Source organism: Microcoleus sp. ARI1-B5, from assembly GCF_036705795.1.
Taxonomy (GTDB): Bacteria; Cyanobacteriota; Cyanobacteriia; order Cyanobacteriales; family Microcoleaceae; genus Microcoleus.
Map to the genome: position 1 here is coordinate 138,407 of NZ_JAUBVK010000006.1, position 20,153 is coordinate 158,559.

At 47.3% G+C, this 20,153-nt stretch carries 15 protein-coding genes and 1 pseudogene; 6 read left to right on the forward strand and 10 right to left on the reverse strand.

Going from position 1 to position 20,153, the window contains the following annotated elements:
* Nucleotides 1-72: 72 nt before the first annotated feature.
* A complete protein-coding gene (locus QUB63_RS12095; RefSeq protein ID WP_332945370.1) occupies nucleotides 73-582 on the reverse strand; it encodes a pentapeptide repeat-containing protein in 510 nt (169 codons plus the stop codon).
* Between QUB63_RS12095 and QUB63_RS12100 the strand changes: the two genes are divergently transcribed.
* Nucleotides 581-736 (forward strand): hypothetical protein, encoded by a 156-nt coding sequence (locus tag QUB63_RS12100; RefSeq protein ID WP_332945372.1) that lies wholly within the window; start codon nucleotides 581-583, stop codon nucleotides 734-736. The genes QUB63_RS12095 and QUB63_RS12100 overlap by 2 nt on opposite strands.
* An 89-nt stretch (nucleotides 737-825) precedes the next feature.
* Here QUB63_RS12100 and QUB63_RS12105 read toward each other — a convergent pair whose 3' ends face one another.
* The 6 genes from QUB63_RS12105 to QUB63_RS12130 form a co-directional block, all read right to left on the reverse strand.
* Complete coding sequence (locus QUB63_RS12105) at nucleotides 826-2,175, reverse strand: LCP family protein (protein WP_332945373.1); 1,350 nt, start codon at nucleotides 2,173-2,175, stop codon at nucleotides 826-828.
* 17 nt (nucleotides 2,176-2,192) lie between these two features.
* Complete coding sequence (locus QUB63_RS12110; protein WP_332945375.1) at nucleotides 2,193-2,537, reverse strand: DUF6717 family protein; 345 nt, start codon at nucleotides 2,535-2,537, stop codon at nucleotides 2,193-2,195.
* 706 nt (nucleotides 2,538-3,243) lie between these two features.
* Complete coding sequence (locus QUB63_RS12115; RefSeq protein ID WP_332945376.1) at nucleotides 3,244-4,446, reverse strand: aminotransferase class V-fold PLP-dependent enzyme; 1,203 nt, start codon at nucleotides 4,444-4,446, stop codon at nucleotides 3,244-3,246.
* A 110-nt stretch (nucleotides 4,447-4,556) separates the two neighbouring features.
* The gene (locus QUB63_RS12120; protein WP_332945377.1) at nucleotides 4,557-5,162 is read right to left on the reverse strand and encodes a molybdenum cofactor guanylyltransferase; all 606 of its coding nucleotides are present in this window, start codon (nucleotides 5,160-5,162) and stop codon (nucleotides 4,557-4,559) included.
* A 168-nt stretch (nucleotides 5,163-5,330) separates the two neighbouring features.
* On the reverse strand, nucleotides 5,331-6,395 hold the full coding sequence (locus QUB63_RS12125) for an anthranilate phosphoribosyltransferase family protein (protein WP_332945378.1): 1,065 nt from the start codon (nucleotides 6,393-6,395) through the stop codon (nucleotides 5,331-5,333).
* A 263-nt stretch (nucleotides 6,396-6,658) separates the two neighbouring features.
* Entirely contained in the window at nucleotides 6,659-7,630 is a 972-nt protein-coding gene (locus tag QUB63_RS12130) for a LysR family transcriptional regulator (RefSeq protein ID WP_332945379.1), read from the reverse strand.
* Nucleotides 7,631-8,222: 592 nt separating this feature from the next.
* Between QUB63_RS12130 and QUB63_RS12135 the strand changes: the two genes are divergently transcribed.
* Nucleotides 8,223-11,639 carry a PAS domain S-box protein gene (locus QUB63_RS12135; protein ID WP_442921759.1) on the forward strand — a complete coding sequence of 1,139 codons (3,417 nt, stop codon included), beginning with the start codon at nucleotides 8,223-8,225 and terminating at the stop codon, nucleotides 11,637-11,639.
* Between the two features lie 34 nt (nucleotides 11,640-11,673).
* On the opposite strand, the pseudogene tnpA reads toward QUB63_RS12135, so the two are convergent.
* A pseudogene (tnpA, locus tag QUB63_RS12140) lies at nucleotides 11,674-12,091 on the reverse strand (IS200/IS605 family transposase).
* A gap of 51 nt (nucleotides 12,092-12,142) precedes the next feature.
* On the opposite strand from tnpA, the gene QUB63_RS12145 reads away from it, so the two are divergent.
* From QUB63_RS12145 to QUB63_RS12155, 3 genes are all read left to right on the forward strand, one after another.
* The gene (locus tag QUB63_RS12145) at nucleotides 12,143-13,282 is read left to right on the forward strand and encodes an RNA-guided endonuclease InsQ/TnpB family protein (RefSeq protein WP_332945381.1); all 1,140 of its coding nucleotides are present in this window, start codon (nucleotides 12,143-12,145) and stop codon (nucleotides 13,280-13,282) included.
* A 161-nt stretch (nucleotides 13,283-13,443) separates the two neighbouring features.
* Nucleotides 13,444-13,953 (forward strand): hypothetical protein, encoded by a 510-nt coding sequence (locus QUB63_RS12150; RefSeq protein ID WP_332945382.1) that lies wholly within the window; start codon nucleotides 13,444-13,446, stop codon nucleotides 13,951-13,953.
* Between the two features lie 452 nt (nucleotides 13,954-14,405).
* The gene (locus QUB63_RS12155; RefSeq protein WP_332945384.1) at nucleotides 14,406-14,969 is read left to right on the forward strand and encodes a DUF3611 family protein; all 564 of its coding nucleotides are present in this window, start codon (nucleotides 14,406-14,408) and stop codon (nucleotides 14,967-14,969) included.
* Nucleotides 14,970-15,564: 595 nt separating this feature from the next.
* Here the strand turns inward: QUB63_RS12155 and QUB63_RS12160 are convergent.
* A complete protein-coding gene (locus QUB63_RS12160) occupies nucleotides 15,565-16,938 on the reverse strand; it encodes a HEAT repeat domain-containing protein (RefSeq protein WP_332945386.1) in 1,374 nt (457 codons plus the stop codon).
* A gap of 325 nt (nucleotides 16,939-17,263) precedes the next feature.
* On the opposite strand from QUB63_RS12160, the gene QUB63_RS12165 reads away from it, so the two are divergent.
* On the forward strand, nucleotides 17,264-18,133 hold the full coding sequence (locus QUB63_RS12165; RefSeq protein ID WP_332945388.1) for a lipid kinase: 870 nt from the start codon (nucleotides 17,264-17,266) through the stop codon (nucleotides 18,131-18,133).
* 220 nt (nucleotides 18,134-18,353) lie between these two features.
* Here QUB63_RS12165 and QUB63_RS12170 read toward each other — a convergent pair whose 3' ends face one another.
* On the reverse strand, nucleotides 18,354-19,919 hold the full coding sequence (locus QUB63_RS12170) for an FAD-dependent oxidoreductase (RefSeq protein WP_332945390.1): 1,566 nt from the start codon (nucleotides 19,917-19,919) through the stop codon (nucleotides 18,354-18,356).
* Nucleotides 19,920-20,153 lie beyond the last annotated feature (234 nt).

A 20,153-nucleotide genomic window follows, 5' to 3' on the forward strand; every position in this document is an offset into this window, starting at 1 on the left:
GTTACTAAACCCAAAATTCGTATAAACCGGGTTTCTAGCCTAAGAGTGCATAATTCCTGTAACTTTAAATTTCTACGGACATCCCAAACTTTCTCGGGTAGAAACTCCCGTCACGGGATTGACACCATCTGCTTTTTCGCACAGGATTGTTACTTGATAAGCGTCGATAATTGCGTCGGTAAAATCAGCGCCGGAAATTGCAGCATCAAAAAACCGAGTTCGAGTCATAATTGCTTCGGTGAAATTAGCATTCGTCAAATTAGCGCCGTCGAATGTAATTCTATCTGCTAAAGCACCGGAGAGATTCGCGCCTGACAAGTTGGCATTCAGCAAGACTCCCTTAGTCAAAATCGCATTGGTTAAATCAGCGCCTTGAAAGTTGGTTCCCCGCATCTCGGCGGCGACAAATGTTCCGCCCGCTAAGTCTGAGTTGGAAAAATCGCGATCGGACAAGTTAATATTTGTGTAATTAATATTGGTTTTCGGCAGCGCAAATGCCGGAGTCGCGCTCAGCAGCACCCATCCAAAGGCCAACACTAAACTTAAAATCAGGCTCAGTAAAACTCGGAATACACTTTTCATGATGATGGGAATGGGGAATGGGGAATGGGGAATGGGGAATTGGGAATGGGGAATTGGGAATGGGGCATTGGGAATTGGCCCGCGCAGGGAATGGGGAATTGGGAATGGGGCATTGGGAATTGGGCCTTATAGCATTGGGCATTGGGCCTTATAGCATTGGGCATGGGAAGCAATAAACAACCAATAACAACCAACAACTAACAACTAACAACTAATGACTAATGACTAATGACTAATGACTAATTAAAATCGCTTTACCCAATCTTCGCCGACGCGAAGTGTCAAGTCAGAATCGATTTCACCAGTAGAAGATGCTTCTATTTTACCGTCGCCGATCGCTTTTTGCAGTTGATTCGCTGCTTCTAAATCGCCTTGCTGCACAATAATTTGACTTTGACGCTGTTTGTCGGGCCAATCCTTGACTACAGATACATTATCAAAGCCCTTTTTTCTGAGAAATTCAGCGACGGTTTTGGCGGTTTTCGGGTTGTTAGAAGCGTTTTGGACGGCGATTTTGAGGTTGGCGGGCGAAACTGACTCGCCCTTATTGCGAATTCGCTCTTGTGCAAAATCAGCGGCCCCTTGCTTGAAATATTGTGTCATAATCCGATCGCGCCCAGCAGCATCTAAAATCCAATAACTCCTCAAATCCCCTTGTGCTGAGCTAGAGCGTCCCGGTAACATCACCATTTTAAAATTATCTCCCTCCAATTGCAAACCGAAATTTGCGATCGTCAAGATTTCCTCAAAACTTAGGTTTGTATCCACATATTTTTGCATCAATCGCACAATTTGCGGCAAGCGCACCAATACTGATGGACTTGCGAGGCGGTTGCGAATAGCTTGAATTAAAGATTGCTGTCGCTGAATGCGGCCGATATCTCCCAAACCGTCGTTGCGAAATCGAGCAAATTGTTCTGCTTGTTCTCCGTTGAGAGTTTGCCATCCCTGTGCTAAGTTTATTCTTAACTTTTGGGCGGTATCTGTATAGGACATCGCGCGAGGTACAAATACGTCAACTCCGCCCAACAAATCGACTAATTCCCGAAACGCACCGCTGCTGACTCGCACGTATCTTTCAATTGTCGCATTGTTCAGGATACTGCTAACCAATCGCGCCGCCAAAGCTGCTCCTCCTCTAGCATTGGCTTCGTTAATTTTGCTGAAGCGAATGCCGGGAATTTCGACTTTTGTATCTCGCGGAACAGAAAGCAAGCTAATAGATTTATCTCTAGGATCGAGGTGGAATAAGAGTATTGTATCGCTGCGACCGTTAAAAATCTTAGGGGAATTGGCGGTTGCTACCGGCACGCGGTCAATTCCGAGGATTAAGATATTAACAGGCCGCGACAGGCGGTATCCAGAGCGGTTGGATGATATATAGTTAAAGCCGGTAGCGTCTAGGACTCTACTGATAATTGGCGGTTCCACGGGGGCTAACAGGGCGGTAATTGCCCCGATTGCTGCGGAGATGGCGGCTGTGAAAACTAGGAAAAATAGCGAAAATACATACAGGGCTATTTTGGGCTTTTTTCTAGATTCGCGATCGACTGGTTTAACAAAGTTTCTTTTAAAGATTGACAAGTTTTTCATTTACTTGCTGTTGATTATTACATTTTTTCAGCTTTGCAGTAAAACTTGGGCGGTGCTTCTGGAAAGTATTTGAACAAAGCCGGACACAGCCAGCCTTCTAGATTTTTCGCTTCCCACCGATACCAGTTACCGCCGTATTCTGCTTTAAACCACACCATTTCTGCTTGATATCCGGGAAATGGATTGGCTGAAAATAAGAGTCGGAAACCTTGAGCGGCATTGGGAATGTCTGCGACGAGCACGTTAATCATTTCGGGGACGCCCTGAACAAATGGTTCTCGGACAAGTCCGACTCGCTCGTCGTCAAAAACCCAGGTGTACTGTTCGCGATAGGGGAAAATTACCATCATGGCATTTGACATCGTATTCTCCTTTTTTAATTTCTTTTGTTTGGGCTGGGAAAATGCCTGTCTTGATACATTATATTCGGCGGCGCGGAAGTTGTTTCATTCAGTTGACAGTTGACAGTTGACAGTTGACAGTTAAGAGCGACCTCTACCTGGAAGGAAGAGGATTGGAGTAATGAATAGTCTTCTTTTAATTTCTCCCTACAATGGTTCCGGCTTTAAACCAATTCTTTCTGGTAAAATCAGATTTTAGCGCGCTGTTTTAATATTAGTTAAAAATCATCTACAATTCTTAATTTTATGCGAATCATTAAAAGTGGCAGATCCGCGCACCGGACACTATGAGGTTCGCAGCATCGGACTTTAGTCCTGATTTTTTTATTGATGGGGAGAGGACTGAAGTCCGATGCTGCGAACCACAGATCCTGAGGACTTCAGTCCTCACTACGAACCTAATAGAGATAGGACTTCAGTCCTCACTATGAACCACAGATAGTGAGGACTGAAGTCCTCACTATGAACCACAGATACTGAGGACTGAAGTCCTTACTACGAACCACAGATACAGAGGACTGAAGTCCTTACTACGAACCACAGATACAGAGCACTGAAGTCCTCATTACGAACCTAATAGAGATAGGACTGAAGTCCTCACTACTAACCTAATAGAGATAGGACTGAAGTCCTGACGCTCGATCCTATGAATGTTGGTAGTTGAGTGTTATGTTTTTTGGGTGGAATCTCCCGCTGACATTCCTGTCAGCTCAACTAGCGCTTTAGCCAAATATTCATACTGCGGCAAGGTATTGTAAAACTGAGCTGAAATTCTCACCAACCGCTTGCTAGAATCCGGCCAAGGAATCACCGGAACTTCTATTTTAAAAATCTGCCACAGCGCCTCTTGCAAGGGTGGAATTCCTCCCTTTGCAACCGCATCCGACTTTTCATCGGCAAGGGGCACAACTGCCATCGAACCCACCATTTCATCGGGACAAGGCAGCGGCAAATCTAATTTATCCGCCAATATCTGTCTCCCCGCCAATGCTAAAGCATGATTTTTTGCCATCAATTCCGGCCAGCCGCCGCTCCACAAAGAACCCATAAAATCAATGGCTACAGGGACGCACAAATAGGGGCTAGGATCGACTGTTCCCATCCAGTCAAATTCTAATTGAAAGCGCGATTTATCAGCGCGCGGCGAGTTAGCGCCGTGACTGATAGTAGTTGGCCGAATGCCATCTTGCTTGTCGCGCCGCACGTACAGAAAAGCTGCACCTTTCGGCGCGCACAGCCATTTGTGGCAATTTCCCGTGTAGTAAGCGGCGCCGATTTCTTCTAAATTCAGCGCTACCATTCCCGGCGCGTGAGCTCCGTCTACCAATACATCGATGCCGCGATTAGCTAATTCGCCGACTAACTGTTTGATGGGAAAGATTAAGCCTGTTTGGCTGACGATGTGGTCTAGTAAGGCTAACTTTGTTTGCGGCGAAACGCATTTAATTATTGCTTCAATAATTTGTTCTGGCGACTCAATTGGAAATGGTATTTCTGCTACTATTACTTTAGCTCCTGTGCGCTCTGCTATAAAATCAAGTGTGTTGCGGCAGGCGTTGTATTCCTGATTTGTGGTTAGCAATTCGTCGCCCGGAGCAAAAAAGAGCGATCGCAAAACGGCATTGACTCCCGTCGTCGCATTCGGCACAAACGCCAACTCTTCCTCGCCCGCACCGATAAATGCGGCTAACTGATTTCTGGCATTATCTAACAGCGGCTCAAATTCCCGCATTAAAAAGCGCAATGGTTCTCTTTCGAGTTGTTCTCGAAAACTGGTTTGCGCTTCCAGTACGGGAATCGGACAGGCTCCAAAGGAACCGTGGTTGAGGAAAGTGATTTCGCGATCGAGTAACCAATATTCGTTAATCATTAGGAAGAAGGAAGTTCGGCAACGGATTTTGTAACGGATGTAACGGATGTAACTGATTTCAAGAAGAAGTCCGATGGAAGTCGGAAGAGGGAATAATTACCGATTACCGATTACCAATTACCGATTACCGATTTTAATTGCTCAAACTCTTCTAATGTATTGCAATTCGATAACATTAGTGCTTCTCGTTCCCCTACGGGTAGAGGGATTGCCGGGATTTGATTTAACCACTTTTGAAAGGAACGTCCCCCTTGGTCAATGAAACTTTGCAAACTTGGCAGAGATTGTTGGCGGTAGAAGCCGCACAAAGGCTCCCAGCGCGATTTTTGATAGGGTGCAACTGCTAAGGTAGATGGGGCAAACGCTGTTAGCTGATTTGCCCAATTCTGAATAATCTGGGCATCCAATAAGGGCAAATCGCAAGCTAACAGTAAAATCCAGTCGGCGGCAATTTCTGTCAGTCCCTGAGCCAATGCGACTAAGGGCCCGGTGCCCGGATTGTACTCTACCAGAAATTGGGATGGTTCGGTTAAGGTCGATCGATAGCGATCGGGCCAAGCAGTCAAAACATACACTTGTGGCGTTAAGGCTGCTGCAACCTCGCACGCCCGCTGCAACAGGCTTTTACCCTCAATTTCCAGCAGAGCTTTATCCGTACCCATCCGCGAACTTTGACCGCCTGCGAGCACAATTACTGCAATTTTGTCATTGGGCATAGGGCATTGGGCATAGGGCATAGGGCATTGGGCATTGGGCATTGGGCATTGGGAAGAAGGCCTTCCCAGGGCATTGGCCTTCCCAGGGCATTGGTCATTAGTTATTAGTCACAAAGAAGATTTTTTTATCGGTGTAGGGTGCGCTGCGCCACACTTGATTAGTCATCCTCAATTCAAAGCACTAACGGCTTTGCTAAGTTCCTCAAGTTTTTGCACGACTTCACCGCTGCTTAATAAAGTTTCTGCTTCAATCAAACCCGAGTTCATATCCAAACAAACTCCGCTGCGCCACAGATAAAATCCGCCGTTCCAGATAGCAGACTGCATCAATTCCGAGGGTTTTCCCAGCAAGACTTCCTGCATTTGTTTGAGTAACTCAGATGCTGATTCAAAGGGAGGATTTGTGTTGCTAAAACCGTAATCTCCGTGGGCTAAAAGCACTCGCTCGAACTCGGCGCCCGGTTTAGCAATGCCGATAATCGCAGTCCGATCGCGCGGCAAGTCGCAACTTCCCTCCAATCCCTTGACTGTGGTATAATTTTTGACTCCCCGCAGCTCAAAGGCTTGTTGAAACATACCTTCTGTCGGCGGGTGCACGTAGCCGGAGATGACGTTAACGTCGCCTGCGCAGGGACACCACATCAACTCCATTGTCGAAAAAGGCGGCCGTTTGCCGATTTCGCGGCGGTAGGGAACTAAACTCGCGGCTTGAGGAAAATGCTTGGGAAGGTAAACAAAACCTAAACCGGTACTGTCAAAAACTTGCTGGACTTTTTCTAAACTAAGTTTTCTCCAGTCAACTCCCAAACCGCGCCAAATTTCAATCAGGGGAATGCCTTCTTTTGTCGGCATTGTGTCCCCCCCGTGCATGACGGCTGGGACGCCCCTAGCGGCTAATATTAGGGCGGTTATAGGGCTAATTGGAGCGGTGCGCGATCGCCCGTCGTAAGCAACGCCAAACACCGCCACGCTAGAGACGGCAAACCCTTTTTCTCGGTTTGGGGGGGCAAGCATGGGCCCCAATTCTTCATAGGCATCGAGCATTCCGGCTAATTCTTCGCCGGTGGGCCGTTTGATGCGGTGAGAAATCATGAAAGCTCCGATTTGAGCCGGTGTTGCTTCTCCCAAAAGCATCATCCGCGTGGCTGCTGCTGCTTCAAGGCGAGTTAAGTTTTCTCCTGTGTGTATTCCGCTGCCAATTTTTCGCAGCAATTCTCTAAATGCGTCACTCATGATTTTTGAAGTTGGTAATTGGGAATTGGGAATTGGGAATTGGGCATTGGGAAGAAGGCATTGGGAAGAAGGCCCGCGCAGGGAATTGGAAATTGGTAATTGGTAATAATTAAGCCGTTTTAAATTTAAAGTTCTGACTTTTAAATTTAAAATGGTCGAATTATACCATTTGTCAATAAGAATGCAATTGTCGGCAATTTCTCAGCCATTATGTCATCAGTCATAGCCCATCTAAAATCTAAAATCTAAAATCTAAAATGGTATTAATTCCCGGATTTTACTACCTTGATTACATCAAATGGCGGCACAAATTCGCGTACCAGCTTCCAGAAATGGGCGATCGGCGGAATTTGCATTCGATCGTGAGTTGTGACTAACACGACTTCGCGATTCCAAGTCGGATCGGCTGATTGTCCGATCGCCGAAACCTTGGAATTTGCGCGCTCTTGGGCGATCGACCGAATTGCTAAAGTGCGATCGCCCGCAGCGTCCATCAAAGCTGAATGCGGCAGCAAAGCAATCAATTCTCCCTGCCGCACGACACCCCGAAAAGCATCGAGAGTGTTGAGTTCCAAAACAGCATGAAGTTTAGCACCCATGCGTCCAAATTGCTCTTGCACCATGCGCTGCATTCCGTACCCGTCCTTAAACACGACTTGCGGGTAACAAATCAATTCCGGCCAAGGTACTCGATCGTACTGGGCCAGGGGATGACCCGCCGCCATCAACACCTCGATCGGCTCATTGTAGAGCACCTCAACCAACATTTCCGGGGCTTGAGTAAAATAGCGGTTGTTCATCACTATCGCGATGTCCACCAAACCGTCTTTGAGAACTTTCAGAGCTCGATCGCTCCCCAGAGAAGTCACCCGCAACTGCACGTCAGGATAGTCGCGGCAAAACCTTTGCAGCACAGGCGGCAAATAAGCAGCGCAAACCGAGTGAATCGCAGCCACGCACAGTTCCGGCTGCTTTCCCGCCAGCAAGTCTCCCAATTCTTCTGCAGCATTTTTCCAAGTCTGACAGATTTTGCGAGCGTGAGGTAACAGGCGTTCCCCTCCCACAGTCAGCTTCGCGTGGGCGGTGCGGTGAAACAGCGACAAACCCACTTCCGCTTCGAGTCCCTGCACTTGACGGCTAATAGTCGATTGGGTAACGCCGCACTTCCGGGCCGCTTGCTGAAAGCTCCCGGTTTCAGCAACTGAAAGAAATGCTTGAAGCTGCTCTAAGCGCATGGATGTTTAAGTTGAGATGGTTTCACAGATTTTCATCGAGGATCATCAGAGACATTAACCGATTTAGTAGAAGAATTTAGTAGATTTTGATACAGGTACAGATTAGTTTTGATTCCGGGGCGAGACGCCCAGATGCTGGGCTCTACGAATCAATTTGCGATCGGCCCGATTTCTGAGCGTCTAAGTAGAGGTCGATTCTCCTGTGTTGAATGGATTTCTGAATCTGCTTGCCCGATCGCAAAACGGATTCAATCAAAATGAATTTATCGAACTTTGCCAGTTTGTAGCTAAACGGTTTGAATGAACTGCACCGTCGCAATTGCTACATTAATTGCGCTAAATCCCTGGGTTTTTCCCTAAGCTTTTAACTACAAAAATAACATTAAATTTATATTTAATGGCGCATTATACTACCTAATTCTCTTTAAGGCTGTCAATAAATGTACGAATATTGCCGCCTGGTTAAAACCTGCGATGAACTTTCATCCCCGGACTAAAGTCGCTGTTGTTTTCGGTTTGTTTGTGTATAAACTAGGAATTAGCGGGTCAGCAACACAAGTGCAAGTAGGATCGATCGCACAGGAAAGCGGATATGCTGCAATTTCTTAAATTTATGTCATTTAACCACAATTTAATGCCCCAAGGTGGATTAGAAGAGTGGCAACCGCAGTTAATGGGACTGCACGCGGTTAGCGATTTGTTAATTGCCTTGGCTTATTACTCAATTCCAGCGATGCTGATATACTTGGCCAGGAATCAGCGGGACGTGCCTTTGAGCAAGGGTTTTGTCCTATTGGGAGCCTGGTTTTTCTGCGGCGGGACAACTCACCTGATGCAAGTTTGGATGCTGGTGCATCCCAGTTACGGGCTGTCAACTTCGCTCGCCGCCGTTACCGCTGTCATTTCTTTGTGGGCTGTAGCGGAACTGATGCCCTCGCTCGATCGAGTGTTGGCTTGGGCTGGGGCGAGACAATTAGCAGCAAATACAGCGCCCTCAACTCAAAAGGCCGATCGCTCGCAAGCTGGCTCTGCCATTAAAAATCCCGCCCCATCCCCCACCGCCGAACGAGAGCCCATCAACCAGCAATTGCTCGCAGAAATAGCGCAGCGCGAGGGAGTCGAGGAACTCTTGCTGGAAACTGCCAACAAGCTGCAAGCAAGCGAAGAACGCTTCCGCGCTTTCCAGGAATTATCTATAGACGGATTTAACGTGTTCCGCAGCATTCGCGACGAATCCCAAATTGTCGATTTTGAATGGGAATACGTCAATCCCGCAGCGGCAAAAATTCAGCGCCGCACCCCTGAAGAATTAACCGGCAAGCGATTGCTGCAAGTGCTGCCGGGCCATAAAGATAGCGGTTTGTTCGACCGTTACGCGCAAGTTGTAGAAACAGGAACTCCCCTCGATACCGAGATTTCTTACAACAGCGAAGGCATTGTCGGCTGGTTTCGGATTGTGACCGTTAAATTGGGCGACGGCATTGCTATTTCTTTTAGCGATATTACGGCGCGCAAGCAAGTAGAAGCATCCCTGCGCGACGCCCTGCAAAAACTCACTTCTCATTTTGAAAATACGCCCCTAGCGGTGATTGAGTGGGATGAAAATTTTCGCCTCAGCGGGTGGTCGCCTGCTGCCGAGAAGATTTTTGGGTGGAAGGCAACAGAAGTTTTAGGCAAGCATTTTAGCGAATGGAACTTTATTTTTGACGGCGATGTGAAAGATGTACAAGCGGCAATTGATAGTTTAAAAAACAAACACGAACGGTGCAATGTCGTTCGCAACAGCAATTATGATAAGTCGGGTTCTTTGGTGCATTGCGAGTGGTACAATTCGGCTTTTTACAGCGATTCTGGACAGTTGATATCGATGCTGTGTCTGGTTCTGGACGTGACGGAACGCTTTAAGTTTATGGAAGTGCTGCGACAGTCAGAAGAGCGGTTTCGGATGGCGGCAGAAAGTGCTAGCGATTTGATTTACGAATGGGATATCGAGACCGGTATCGTGCTGTGGTTCGGTCGTGTAGATGAAATTTTGGGGTACGAAAAAGGCAGATTTCCGAGGACGAGAGCAGCTTGGAACAGTATTGTGGATTCGGAAGACCGAGCTCGAATCCAGGCCGCGGTCGATCGGTATTTGAGCGCGCCAAACAGTTCTACCGCCCCATTTTTTCAGGAATACCGCGTGCAGTGCCAGGGCGGCCACTTGCTCTACTGGATCGATCGGGGCAAAGTCGTGCTTGACTCTCAAGGCAATCCGTGGAAATGGATCGGCGCGATTAGCGACATCAGCGATCGCAAAGAAGCCGAAGAACAGCGGAATCAGGCTTTGGCGCGGGAACAAACCGCCCGCCGCGAAGCCGAAGCCAGCGAACAGTTGTACCGCATCCTCGCAGAAGCCATCCCCCAAATAGTTTGGACTGGTTGGCCCGACGGCTGGATAGACTACTACAACCAGCGCTGGTTTGAATACACCGGTTTGACCCTAGAAGAAACTCAAGGCTGGGGGTGGCAGCCAGTGGTGCATCCAGATGACCTGGAAAATTGCGTAGAACGCTGGAATAACTCGGTGCGGACAGGGGAGACCTACGAGGTGGAATACCGCTTGAAACGCGCATCTGACGGGGCTTACCGCTGGCATCTGGGTCGCGCCATGCCTGTGCGGGACGCTCTTGGGAAAATCCTCAGGTGGTTCGGGACTTGTACTGATATTGACGATCGCCAGCGATCGGCCGCCACAGCCGATTTCCGCGCCCGAGCTTTGGCTTTGCTGTCGTCGGCTTCCCTCGATTACCAGGAGGCGCTGCAAGGTTTGGCAGATTTAGCAGTGCCGGGGCTGGGGGATTGGTGCTGCGTGCATTTAATCGAGACCGACGGCTCGATCCGCTTGCAAGCAGTTGCTCACTCAGATCCGAGCAAAGTCTCTCTGCTGTGGGAAATCGACCGCCGCTTGCCGGTAGACCCCCACGGACGCCACGGAGTAGCAAAGGTGCTGCGGACTGGGGAGCCGAAGCTCTACCCAGAAATACCGAATTGGGCGATCGAGGCCGTTGTGTCGGACACAGCTCTGCTCGAAGTGCTGTGCTCCCAGACCCCGCTGTCGGCAATCTGCGTGCCGCTGATCGCTCGCGGGCGGACCATCGGAGCGATTTCGCTGCTGTGCGGGGAGTCCGGCCGCCGCTGCGAGCAGGGCGATTTGGTTTTGCTCTCGGATTTGGCGCGGGATGCGGCGGTGGCGATCGACAATGCGCGGCTTTACCGGGAAGCGGCCGAGGCCAACCGGATTAAAGACGAGTTTTTGGCAACGCTTTCTCACGAGTTGCGGACGCCTCTAAACGCGGTTGTGGGCTGGGCCCAGATGCTGCGGCAGCGCAAGTTGAGTCCCGAAAAAACGGCTGTGGCTTTAGAGACTATCGAGCGAAACGGGCGGTTGCAGACTCAGATGATTGAGGATTTGCTGGACGTTTCCCGGATTGTCAGCGGTAAAGTGTGTTTGAAGCTGCGCCCGGTGGATTTGGTGCGGACTGTCGAAACGGCCGTGAAGGCGCTCGGCCCTGATGCTGAAGCTCGGGGAGTTGAATTGGTGACTTTTTACGGCGAAGGAGCGAGCATTTTGAACTGCGATGCTACTCGTTTGCAGCAGGTGGTGTGGAATTTGCTCTCGAATGCGATTAAGTTTACGCCGCCGGGAGGTCGGGTGGAAATCAGGCTCTCGGAGGAGGGGGAACCGCGATCGGCGGGTAGTGCCATGTTGTCTTTGTCTCCGGTTCACTCTGTGGCGATCGCCGTCAGCGATACGGGAATTGGCATCAGCAAGGAGTTTTTGCCGTTTGTGTTCGATCGCTTCCGCCAAGCTGATAGCACTTCTACGCGCAATTACGGCGGGCTGGGACTGGGATTGGCGATCGTCCGCCATCTGGTGGAACTCCACGGCGGCACTGTCTGGGCCGAAAGTCCCGGGGAAGGACTCGGCTCGACTTTCGGAGTGCGATTCCCAATTGAACAGAGGTAAAGTTTTGATTTTTAAGTTATCAGAAAACTGGGTTTTAAACCCCTTCTTCAGTGGCCGGCTTTTCTTGTTCCTTAATATATTGTTTTAAGATTTCAACTGGCGCACCACCTACTGACGAAGCAAAATAGCTAGGACTCGCCTAGAGCGTCTTTACCGTAGGGTTTAGGATAACCAGCCTGTCCGTATCGCCTACTCGACACTCCTTTTAAAGCATTGACAATACTAGATATTGAGAGCTTAGGTGGATACTCAATTAGCACATGGATCTGGTCGGCTTCACCATTAAATTCCTGTATCTGAAAATCCATCTTTTTCGCTACTTCCCCAAAAGACTTTTCGATTAGATCAAGACTTGCAGCCGTAAATACAGGTCTGCGATATTTGGTTACGCAGACCAAATGAATCAGCAAGTCTGTAACGCTATGCCTTTCTCTGCGGAATTGGGTTGACATTGCTTGTAGACCAATATATAATTAAACGACAGACCAATACTAGCATACTTAATGAAAGCAAGATATCAATACAGATTCTACCCGACAGACCAACAACGCCAGAGTTTAGCTCAGTTGTTTGGATGTGTTCGCGTAGTCTGGAATGATTCCCTAGCAATCTGCAAGCAGTCTGAAAAGTATCCGGGGTTCAATAAGCTATCTGCTTTGTTGACTCAAACCAAGAAAACTGATGAACGCCAATGGCTAAAAGATGTTTCGTCGGTTCCTTTGCAGCAGTCTCTCAGGCAGTTGGATTTTGCCTACAAAAACTTTTTCAACTCTCGCAATGGGAAACGAAAAGGCAAAAAACTAGGTTCACCCAAATTCAAAAAGAGGACAAATTCACAGTCTGCTGAGTTCACTTCATCAGCATTTTCTATGACGGGTGAATCTGTCTACTTGGCTAAGATTGGTAATTTGCAGCCTATACGGTCTAGACAATTACCGTCTGAACCTAGCTCTGTCACAGTGATTAAAGACTGTGCAGACCGCTATTTTTTAAGCTTTGTTGTAGAGGTTGAACCAATTCAAACTGATACTGAAAACCCAAGTATCGGAATTGACTTAGGAATTAAAACCTTTGCAGTAATGAGCAATGGTGAGAAAGCCGAAAGTCCTGACTACAAAAAGCTCGATCGTAAAGTTCGTAAACTGCAACGCAAGTTAGCCAAGCAGCCAAAGGACTCTAAGAGAAGAAACATAACTCGAATCAGAATCGCTAAACTTCACAATCAAATTGCCGACACTCGAAAAGATTTCCTACACAAACTGTCTACAAAAGTCGTTAGTGAAAACCAAACTATCGTTTTAGAAGATTTGAATGTGTCAGGCATGGTAAAAAATCACAAACTCGCTAGGGCTATTAGTCTGCAAGGATGGAGAGAATTTAGGACTCTCTGTGAGGCTAAGTCTGAGAAGTTTGGTAGAACGTTTCAAGTGATTAGTAGATGGGAACCTACCAGCCAAGTCTGCTCAGACTGTGGTTTCAAATGGGGCAAAATCGATTTGTCTATTCGTTCAGTGCTTTGTCTAAACTGTGGCGCCCAACAAGACAGAGATGAAAATGCTGCTAGGAATATAGAAAAAGTCGGCATGGGGTATCGGCACGACTCTAAACGGACGATGAGCGACAGTAAGACTAGCAACGGTTAGCAAGTTGCAGTGAAGCGTCAAGAATCACCGTTCATGAAAGGACGGTGAGTATATCAAGTAGTACAATTAATAACAATGAAATATCATTGGCTAGTCAAAGCTAATGAAAGCATATTCGCTCGATCGTAGCTGCTCTTAGTCAGGGAAATGGGCAAAAAGCCTTGGGGTTAGCCTTATTCTTAGCAGCATCCCTGGCATTTGTGGTGATGGACAATCCCTTGCCAATGCTGTTCGATTTCCTGTTTGTGCTTGCTGGCTTACTCAACGCCGGAAACTGGGTTTTGGGGCTGTTTTACCAACCGGGACTTTATGATGAAATTGTTCCTGCTTTCACGACTTTTGCCGTGACTTTAGCATTGAGTTTTTTAGCAGACAGTTCAATGCTGACTATTTTTCGCAACCATAAACTGCTGTATTTGCTAACAATAACCTGTTTTGGGATTGCGATTGGTGCTTTGTGGGAAGTTGCCGAATGGACGGCTGGTATTGTTCTCTCAACCGAAGTGATTGAGAGCCTGAATGATACGATTATTGATTTTTATGGATTGTTTGGGAGCTGCAATAGCTGCCCTAACGGGCTTATGGACGTTGCAAGAATGGATGCGCAAAGAGTGCGGCAGTTGGGAATCAAGCATCTATCGCCAATGGTTCGAGCGATCGCACTTAACTGAAAGCATTATCATAAGTTTTTCCTCAATCATCTTCCATCAGGTGGATATTTTCTTATGGCATTAGACAGATGGCAAGGTTTGGCTAGTTAGATTAAATTGAGAGATAAGCAAGATTTTGAAAGGTTGAACAGGGGCAATAGAACTTTTACCTAACTCAAATTGTAAGATTTTAAATTCCAATTGTTGCCAGAAGTTGATGGTTCACAACCGGGAGGATTTTAGGAAAATCAAATCAACCACAGCGGCAGTTGCTGTGTTGAGTTAAACCTTTTATTTACCGGAAATTGCCCAAATCAGTTCCCAAACATCAGGCATCCTGCCTGTCCTGAACTGAGTTTTCACAAGAAGTCTCATAGCTAACCATAAGGCGATCGCTTGCGACAGGAAGACAAGCAGAACCTCTTTCTTACCTCGTTTGTTTTGACGATCAATTCAGCAATAAGGTGTATATAATGAATCAACCAGAATCCTTGTCGCAACCGCTGACACAAACCGAATTCGTCGCCACTTTTCGCTTGTTCAGTCGATTTAGCTTCTGGATACAGTTATTCTTGGGTGCTGTTTCCGGCATTGTTTTATTATTTGCTATGTTGGGTCGCAACATGAGCGAACAAACCAATGCAGGTATTGGTTTCGGGGTGTTTTTAGCGATACTTGGTCTTTTATTGCTGTGCTTTAGAATTTTTTGGGATTTTCGCTATAGGCTTTTAGGTAGACTTTTGCACGCGGAAAACTCCCAGGTATATCCCAGCAAAGAACATATTACTCACACGTTACGGATTGGATTAATTTCAAGTTTGGTGGGGGTATTAATCGCGTTTGTAGCTTCTGAAGAAACAGTTGCTGTAGTCCTAGCGAAAACTCTTAGTCAACCGCAAGCGATAGCAGCTTATGCGCCCGAAAATATGATTCGTTCCCTAGATATTTTTGTGACGATGGCAAACGTCAATCTGATTGGCGCTCACTTTTTTGGAGCTGTTACTTCTCTTGGGTTGCTCAATTGGGTAGAGGATTAGTGGGCAGCATTAGCGATCGCTAAAGGCAAACACAGCTCCTATGTCGTTAGGACTTACAAGGGCTGACCGATTTAACTAAGGTTTGTAGTTTTGCACTGTCTTGGCGAAAGAGAGCGAAGACAGTGCAGCTACAAGCTAAACAAATTGGCTATTTGGATGAACATCTAATCTGAAATTGGTAGCGATTACTCCTGAAGAAATGGTAATCAGCCCGACCGACAGTTTTTTAATTTTAAAAGTGTAATTTATTAATTATATTGAGAGATATTTCATCTACCTTTAAATAGATAGATTTTGAATCGGGCAAAACAGGACTTATGCTGATATTCCGAAAGATGAGCTATACCCGTGGCATTCAGCTTCCTAAATAGCCCTGTGACCTGGCTTCTGAACAAAGCAATATTACACAGTTTTTATATTAGGAAATTTACTGCAATGAAAGACCTCTGGTATAAAAACGCAATTGTGTACTCCCTCGATGTTGAAACCTTCCTGGACTCGAACGGCGATAGCGTATGCGACTTTTAGGGACTTACCCCTCTTCTGACTAGAGTGGCACAAGAGGGGTAAATGTTCTCCGCAAATCCGATCGCTCTTAATTCTCTTGCCATTCTTGCAGGGCGATCGCAATTCCCTGTTTTAATCTTGGTTCGAGACTTTCTTGCTTAACTAAACTTTCTAATTGCTGCCTCACCTCCCCCGCACCAAGCCGTTTAAGCGCTGCCGTGCTGTGCAGCCTGACGCTGTTGTCGCCGTCTGCTAACAGTTGAATTAGCACATCTAGCGCTCTGATATCTCCTAATTGTCCTAATGCTAAAGCTAAAGATTGTTTGATTTGAGCAGACTGCACAGCCGGATGATTGCCCTCTAGCAAATCGCTCAGAATCTCAGCAGCTTTGACTTTTAATTCCGGCTTTTCCACTCGCCCTAAAACAGCGACAATCTCTTGACAAACAGCCGAATTAATGCTATGAATTGGCAATCGATCGCTATTTGTCAATTCGCTCGGTTCTGCGTTAACTGCCGATCGCCCGATCAGCGCTGTTTGCAAATATTCTAAACCGGCTGCGGTTTCGCTCCAGCCTAGGGCGCGCACAGTTTCGATTTGCAATTCCACCCCAGTTGCGGGCGATCGCAGCAATTCAAATAAACTGTACGCCGCAGCATCGGTTTTCAGCCGCCCAAGAGCGATCGCAGCGAACTGACAAACTTCTAAACGGATGTCCCAAAGCAAAGGTTTAAGCAAGTTAACTAAATCTAATTCTGCATCTAAATAGGCGCGCACTCCGAGAGCTCGCACGGCTTCTTTTCTGACCGCTGTCGCCGGATCTTTGAGCGCCCCTATCAGTACCGGCGGGATGCGGGAGTCGTGAAAGCTGCTCAAAGCCTCGATTGCAGCCACCCGCACCGCAACTTGAGAGTCTCCGACTACGCTTAAGAGCGGTGCGATGGTTTCGGGGTGCCGAATTTGGGCCAGTGCTGCTGTGGCAAACTGTCGCGAGTCTTCTTGGAGTAGGAGAGTTGCTAGGGATTCTATGGCTGTCGGGCCGAAAGTTCCTAGGGTTTCGGCGGCGATTTGGCTCAATTCTTCGTCGGAATTTTCGATTAATTTTACTAAAGCTTGCATCACTTCCGGGCGATTCCCTTCGGGATAGCTAGGCTTCACGAACTTTCCGAGGATGCGGGCGGCAAACCACCTGGGCTCCGTGTCTGCATCTTCGTCTTCGAGCACGGCAATTAAAGGTGCGATCGCGCCATTTCCCAGATTGGGCAATACTTTAGCAATTTCCCAGCGGTCTTGAAAATCCCCCCATTCTAAGGCTTGTATTGCTAAACTGACAGCTTGTTCTAAAATGTGTTGTTCCGGCTGCTGGCTGCTGTTGGCTGTCACTTGCTGCAAGCATTCGACTAAAAGAGGCCAGTTTTGGCGATCGGCCGCGGCTTGCGCTTGCTCTAAAATATCAGACATAATTTTAATTTAGCTTCTTTAAGGAGCGAGGTAGATGGCAGCTAGCTGAGAATGCGAGATACTTTTCAGCTATATTTTGCTACAATTATCAATTATTTTAGATTGATGTCAATCTACCAACAGCGCTAAAATGTAATTAAATCCTTAAATTCATGCACTTAAGTCATCAACCTGTAATATTTTTAATTAAAAAAACTCAACTCGCAGTTGAGCAGAGCTTTTGCAGAACCAACGGAAAAGCTTACCCACACCCAACCATGACATAATTATTTTTAATTAATACCACCTATTTCCCAATTCCCAATTCCCAATTCCCAATTCCCACATGAAAAAAGCTCTACTTTTAGTAAACCAGCACTCCCGAAAAGGGCAAAAGCTATTATCTCAAGCCACTGTAGAATTAGAAGCACTGGGTTTTGAGTTAATTGTAGAATCAACAGACCGCGCCCGCGAACTTCCCGACACAATTCGGCGCTACCAAAATCAAGTAGAATTAGTAATCATCGGCGGTGGCGACGGCACTCTCAACGCCGCCATCGAAGGTTTGATAGACACTAAATTGCCCCTGGGTATTTTGCCGATGGGAACTGCTAACGATTTAGCCCGCACTCTGGAAATTCCCACAGATTTATCTGCCGCTTGTCAAGTAATTGCCAGCGGTAAAGTTCGGCTCATAGACTTGGGTTGGGTGAACGGCAAGCATTTTTTTAATGTGGCGAGTTTGGGATTGAGCGTGGAAATTACCCAGCGGCTGACTAAAGACGTGAAGCAGCGCTGGGGAGTTTTAGCTTATGCTTTTACTGCTTGGCAGACAATTGTGTCAGCGCGACCCTTCCGAGCAGAAATTAAGGTAAAAAACCAATCTTTTAAGGTTAAAACCATTCAAATTGCGATCGGCAACGGCCGCTATTACGGCGGCGGCATGACAGTTGCCGAAGATGCCACAATCGACGACAGGCGGCTGGATTTGTACAGTTTGGAGACACAACATTGGTCGGAAATAATTGCTTTGCTGCCGGCTATGAAGCAAGGAAATCATACGAGTTGGCCTAACGTTCGCGCCTTGCACGCTCAAGAATTTGAGATTAATACTAGCAAGCGCCATCCGATTAATACCGACGGTGAAATCACCACTCACACGCCTGCAAAATTCCGAGTGATTCCCCAAGCTTTGGCAGTTATCGCTACTGCATAACTCACAACTAATATATCAGATAAGACGGCGGTTGAAACCGCTTCTTGTCAAACTTTCGTCCGCCTCCGCGGACTAAAGAAGATTAACTGGTTTAACTCGTTACCAGGCTTCAGCTTGGTAACGAGTTAAACCGCTTGGTCTTCAACCCGCACCAGAAGGGTTTTGTCTGTATAGACGCGGTTTCAACCGCCCGGTCTTCTGCGAACCAAATTACCGAGAATTAATAATCGCCTCCAGCCCCGTATTGCCACGCTTCAACCAATCGGTGAAAATAGTATTGCTGTTCCACCCCTAAATTTTTGACCTGCGGTTCTACAGCTTTCCCCAAAGGCTGCAATCCCGTATAAATCCCTAAATTAACATAATGAACCATCCAATCCAGCAAATTAGCTATTCCCACCTGCGGGATAATTTTCATCACTAATCCCGGATGGCTGATTGCTGTTTTAAACAAAGTTTTTGACAAAGCCGGAAACAGCACGATATCCTGAAGAAACGGCTTGAGTACCGGTTCTCCCAGCTCTTCCATTACCTGAAATACAGCAGCCAAAAGTAGATTGATTTGATTGGGATCTATTTTCTGATTCATCGCAGCACTCATCGAACGCTGAAACAACCAGGTGACAGATAGATTGGGTTGATACGGTTGCAAAAGTGCAATGGAATTTTTGTCTAAACTATCGCTTGTCAAAGCTTCGTCAATTCCGAGAGTCAATCGTTTGAGGTGGCGCACCATTGCTCCGAAACCGCCGAAGCTGAGGGGCGATTGGCTACCGCTGCTGTCTCCGACTGGAAGTATGCGATGCCAACCGGTTTTTAGAGGGCTTTGGCGATAGCAGGGAAAAAATCCGTAGAGTGCTCTTTGGAATTTTAACTGTTCGAGTTCGACGTTTTGATATTGGGGAAGCAAGCGCAAATAATCTTCAAATAATGTTTCTAAACTGAATCTTTCTGTGTCGGCGTCTATGTAGGTAAATAAGTAAGTGGTGCGCCCGTCTCTGGCGGGAAATGCTTCCCAAAAGTATTGGCACTGATTTTGCATTGGGGTGAAGGATGCAAATATGTCGCCAGTGTCATTTTTGGGGTATCCTTGGGCGCAACTGCCGACTACTAAACATACGGCGTCGGGTTTTTTGCCTTGTCTGGCTTGGCGCACAATGGGAGAAAAATGTCCCATTGCATCTAATAATAATCGGGTTTTAAATGAATTTGCAGCCGATTCTGAATCGGTATTTCCCGATTCTACGAGAACTCCGTTGGGGTGAATTGTTGCTGTTTTAAATGGTGTGTTTTCAAATAGTTTGCCTCCGGCTTGGAGGAAGCGCTGTTTGAGGGTTTCGAGGAGGTAAACGGGGTCGATTCCGATGTTGAGTACGTCGCGCACCCAGATGTCGGGGGTGTTGGTAAAGCTGATGCGGGCTGGGTTGTATTCGGTGGCTATTGCTTTGTCTATCTCTTCAGCCGTCAGCAAATTTAGTTCTAAGAATGCGTCTAATTCTTTGCGCGAAATGTTCCATTCTTGTTCCCGCCCTCGCAAAATGCCGCGTTCGAGTAAGGCTACTCGCCAACCCCGCACGGCTAAGGCTGTACCGATTAATATTCCTAGGGTTCCGCCGCCGATAACTATGTCGAAGTCGAGGGTTTCGAGGGGCTGTTCGCTGTGTTTGACTGCTTGGGGTGGTGGTGCGCTGTTTTGTTTGAGGTTTTCCCAGAGCCGATCGACATGAAGCAGGCCTCCAAGGGCGTCTCCCGGCACTTGGGAGAGGATTTTTTCGGTGAGGGACATCGGGTTTTAGTATGGAACAGCGGTTGATTTTCTACAGTTTAGCTTATTCGCAAGTTCAGTCCTGGACGCACACACACTCTATCTGTAGGGTGCGCGGCCCGAGCGCACCTTACCCCTTACTCGCAAGTTACCTGGGTTTGAGATTCGCGAACTAAGTTTTTATCATCACACCGAGAAACCCGTTTCTGAAAAAAACCGGGTTTCTATCCCTCGCTAGTAAGTCTGGGGAATTAT

Coding starts and splice junctions, on each gene's coding strand:
- QUB63_RS12100 (WP_332945372.1), top strand. CDS start 581: ATGATGATGGGAATGGGGAATGGGGAATGGGGAATGGGGAATTGGGAA.
- QUB63_RS12095 (WP_332945370.1), bottom strand. CDS start 582: ATGAAAAGTGTATTCCGAGTTTTACTGAGCCTGATTTTAAGTTTAGTG.
- QUB63_RS12105 (WP_332945373.1), bottom strand. CDS start 2,175: ATGAAAAACTTGTCAATCTTTAAAAGAAACTTTGTTAAACCAGTCGAT.
- QUB63_RS12110 (WP_332945375.1), bottom strand. CDS start 2,537: ATGTCAAATGCCATGATGGTAATTTTCCCCTATCGCGAACAGTACACC.
- QUB63_RS12115 (WP_332945376.1), bottom strand. CDS start 4,446: ATGATTAACGAATATTGGTTACTCGATCGCGAAATCACTTTCCTCAAC.
- QUB63_RS12120 (WP_332945377.1), bottom strand. CDS start 5,162: ATGCCCAATGACAAAATTGCAGTAATTGTGCTCGCAGGCGGTCAAAGT.
- QUB63_RS12125 (WP_332945378.1), bottom strand. CDS start 6,395: ATGAGTGACGCATTTAGAGAATTGCTGCGAAAAATTGGCAGCGGAATA.
- QUB63_RS12130 (WP_332945379.1), bottom strand. CDS start 7,630: ATGCGCTTAGAGCAGCTTCAAGCATTTCTTTCAGTTGCTGAAACCGGG.
- QUB63_RS12135 (WP_442921759.1), top strand. CDS start 8,223: ATGCTGCAATTTCTTAAATTTATGTCATTTAACCACAATTTAATGCCC.
- QUB63_RS12145 (WP_332945381.1), top strand. CDS start 12,143: ATGAAAGCAAGATATCAATACAGATTCTACCCGACAGACCAACAACGC.
- QUB63_RS12155 (WP_332945384.1), top strand. CDS start 14,406: ATGAATCAACCAGAATCCTTGTCGCAACCGCTGACACAAACCGAATTC.
- QUB63_RS12160 (WP_332945386.1), bottom strand. CDS start 16,938: ATGTCTGATATTTTAGAGCAAGCGCAAGCCGCGGCCGATCGCCAAAAC.
- QUB63_RS12165 (WP_332945388.1), top strand. CDS start 17,264: ATGAAAAAAGCTCTACTTTTAGTAAACCAGCACTCCCGAAAAGGGCAA.
- QUB63_RS12170 (WP_332945390.1), bottom strand. CDS start 19,919: ATGTCCCTCACCGAAAAAATCCTCTCCCAAGTGCCGGGAGACGCCCTT.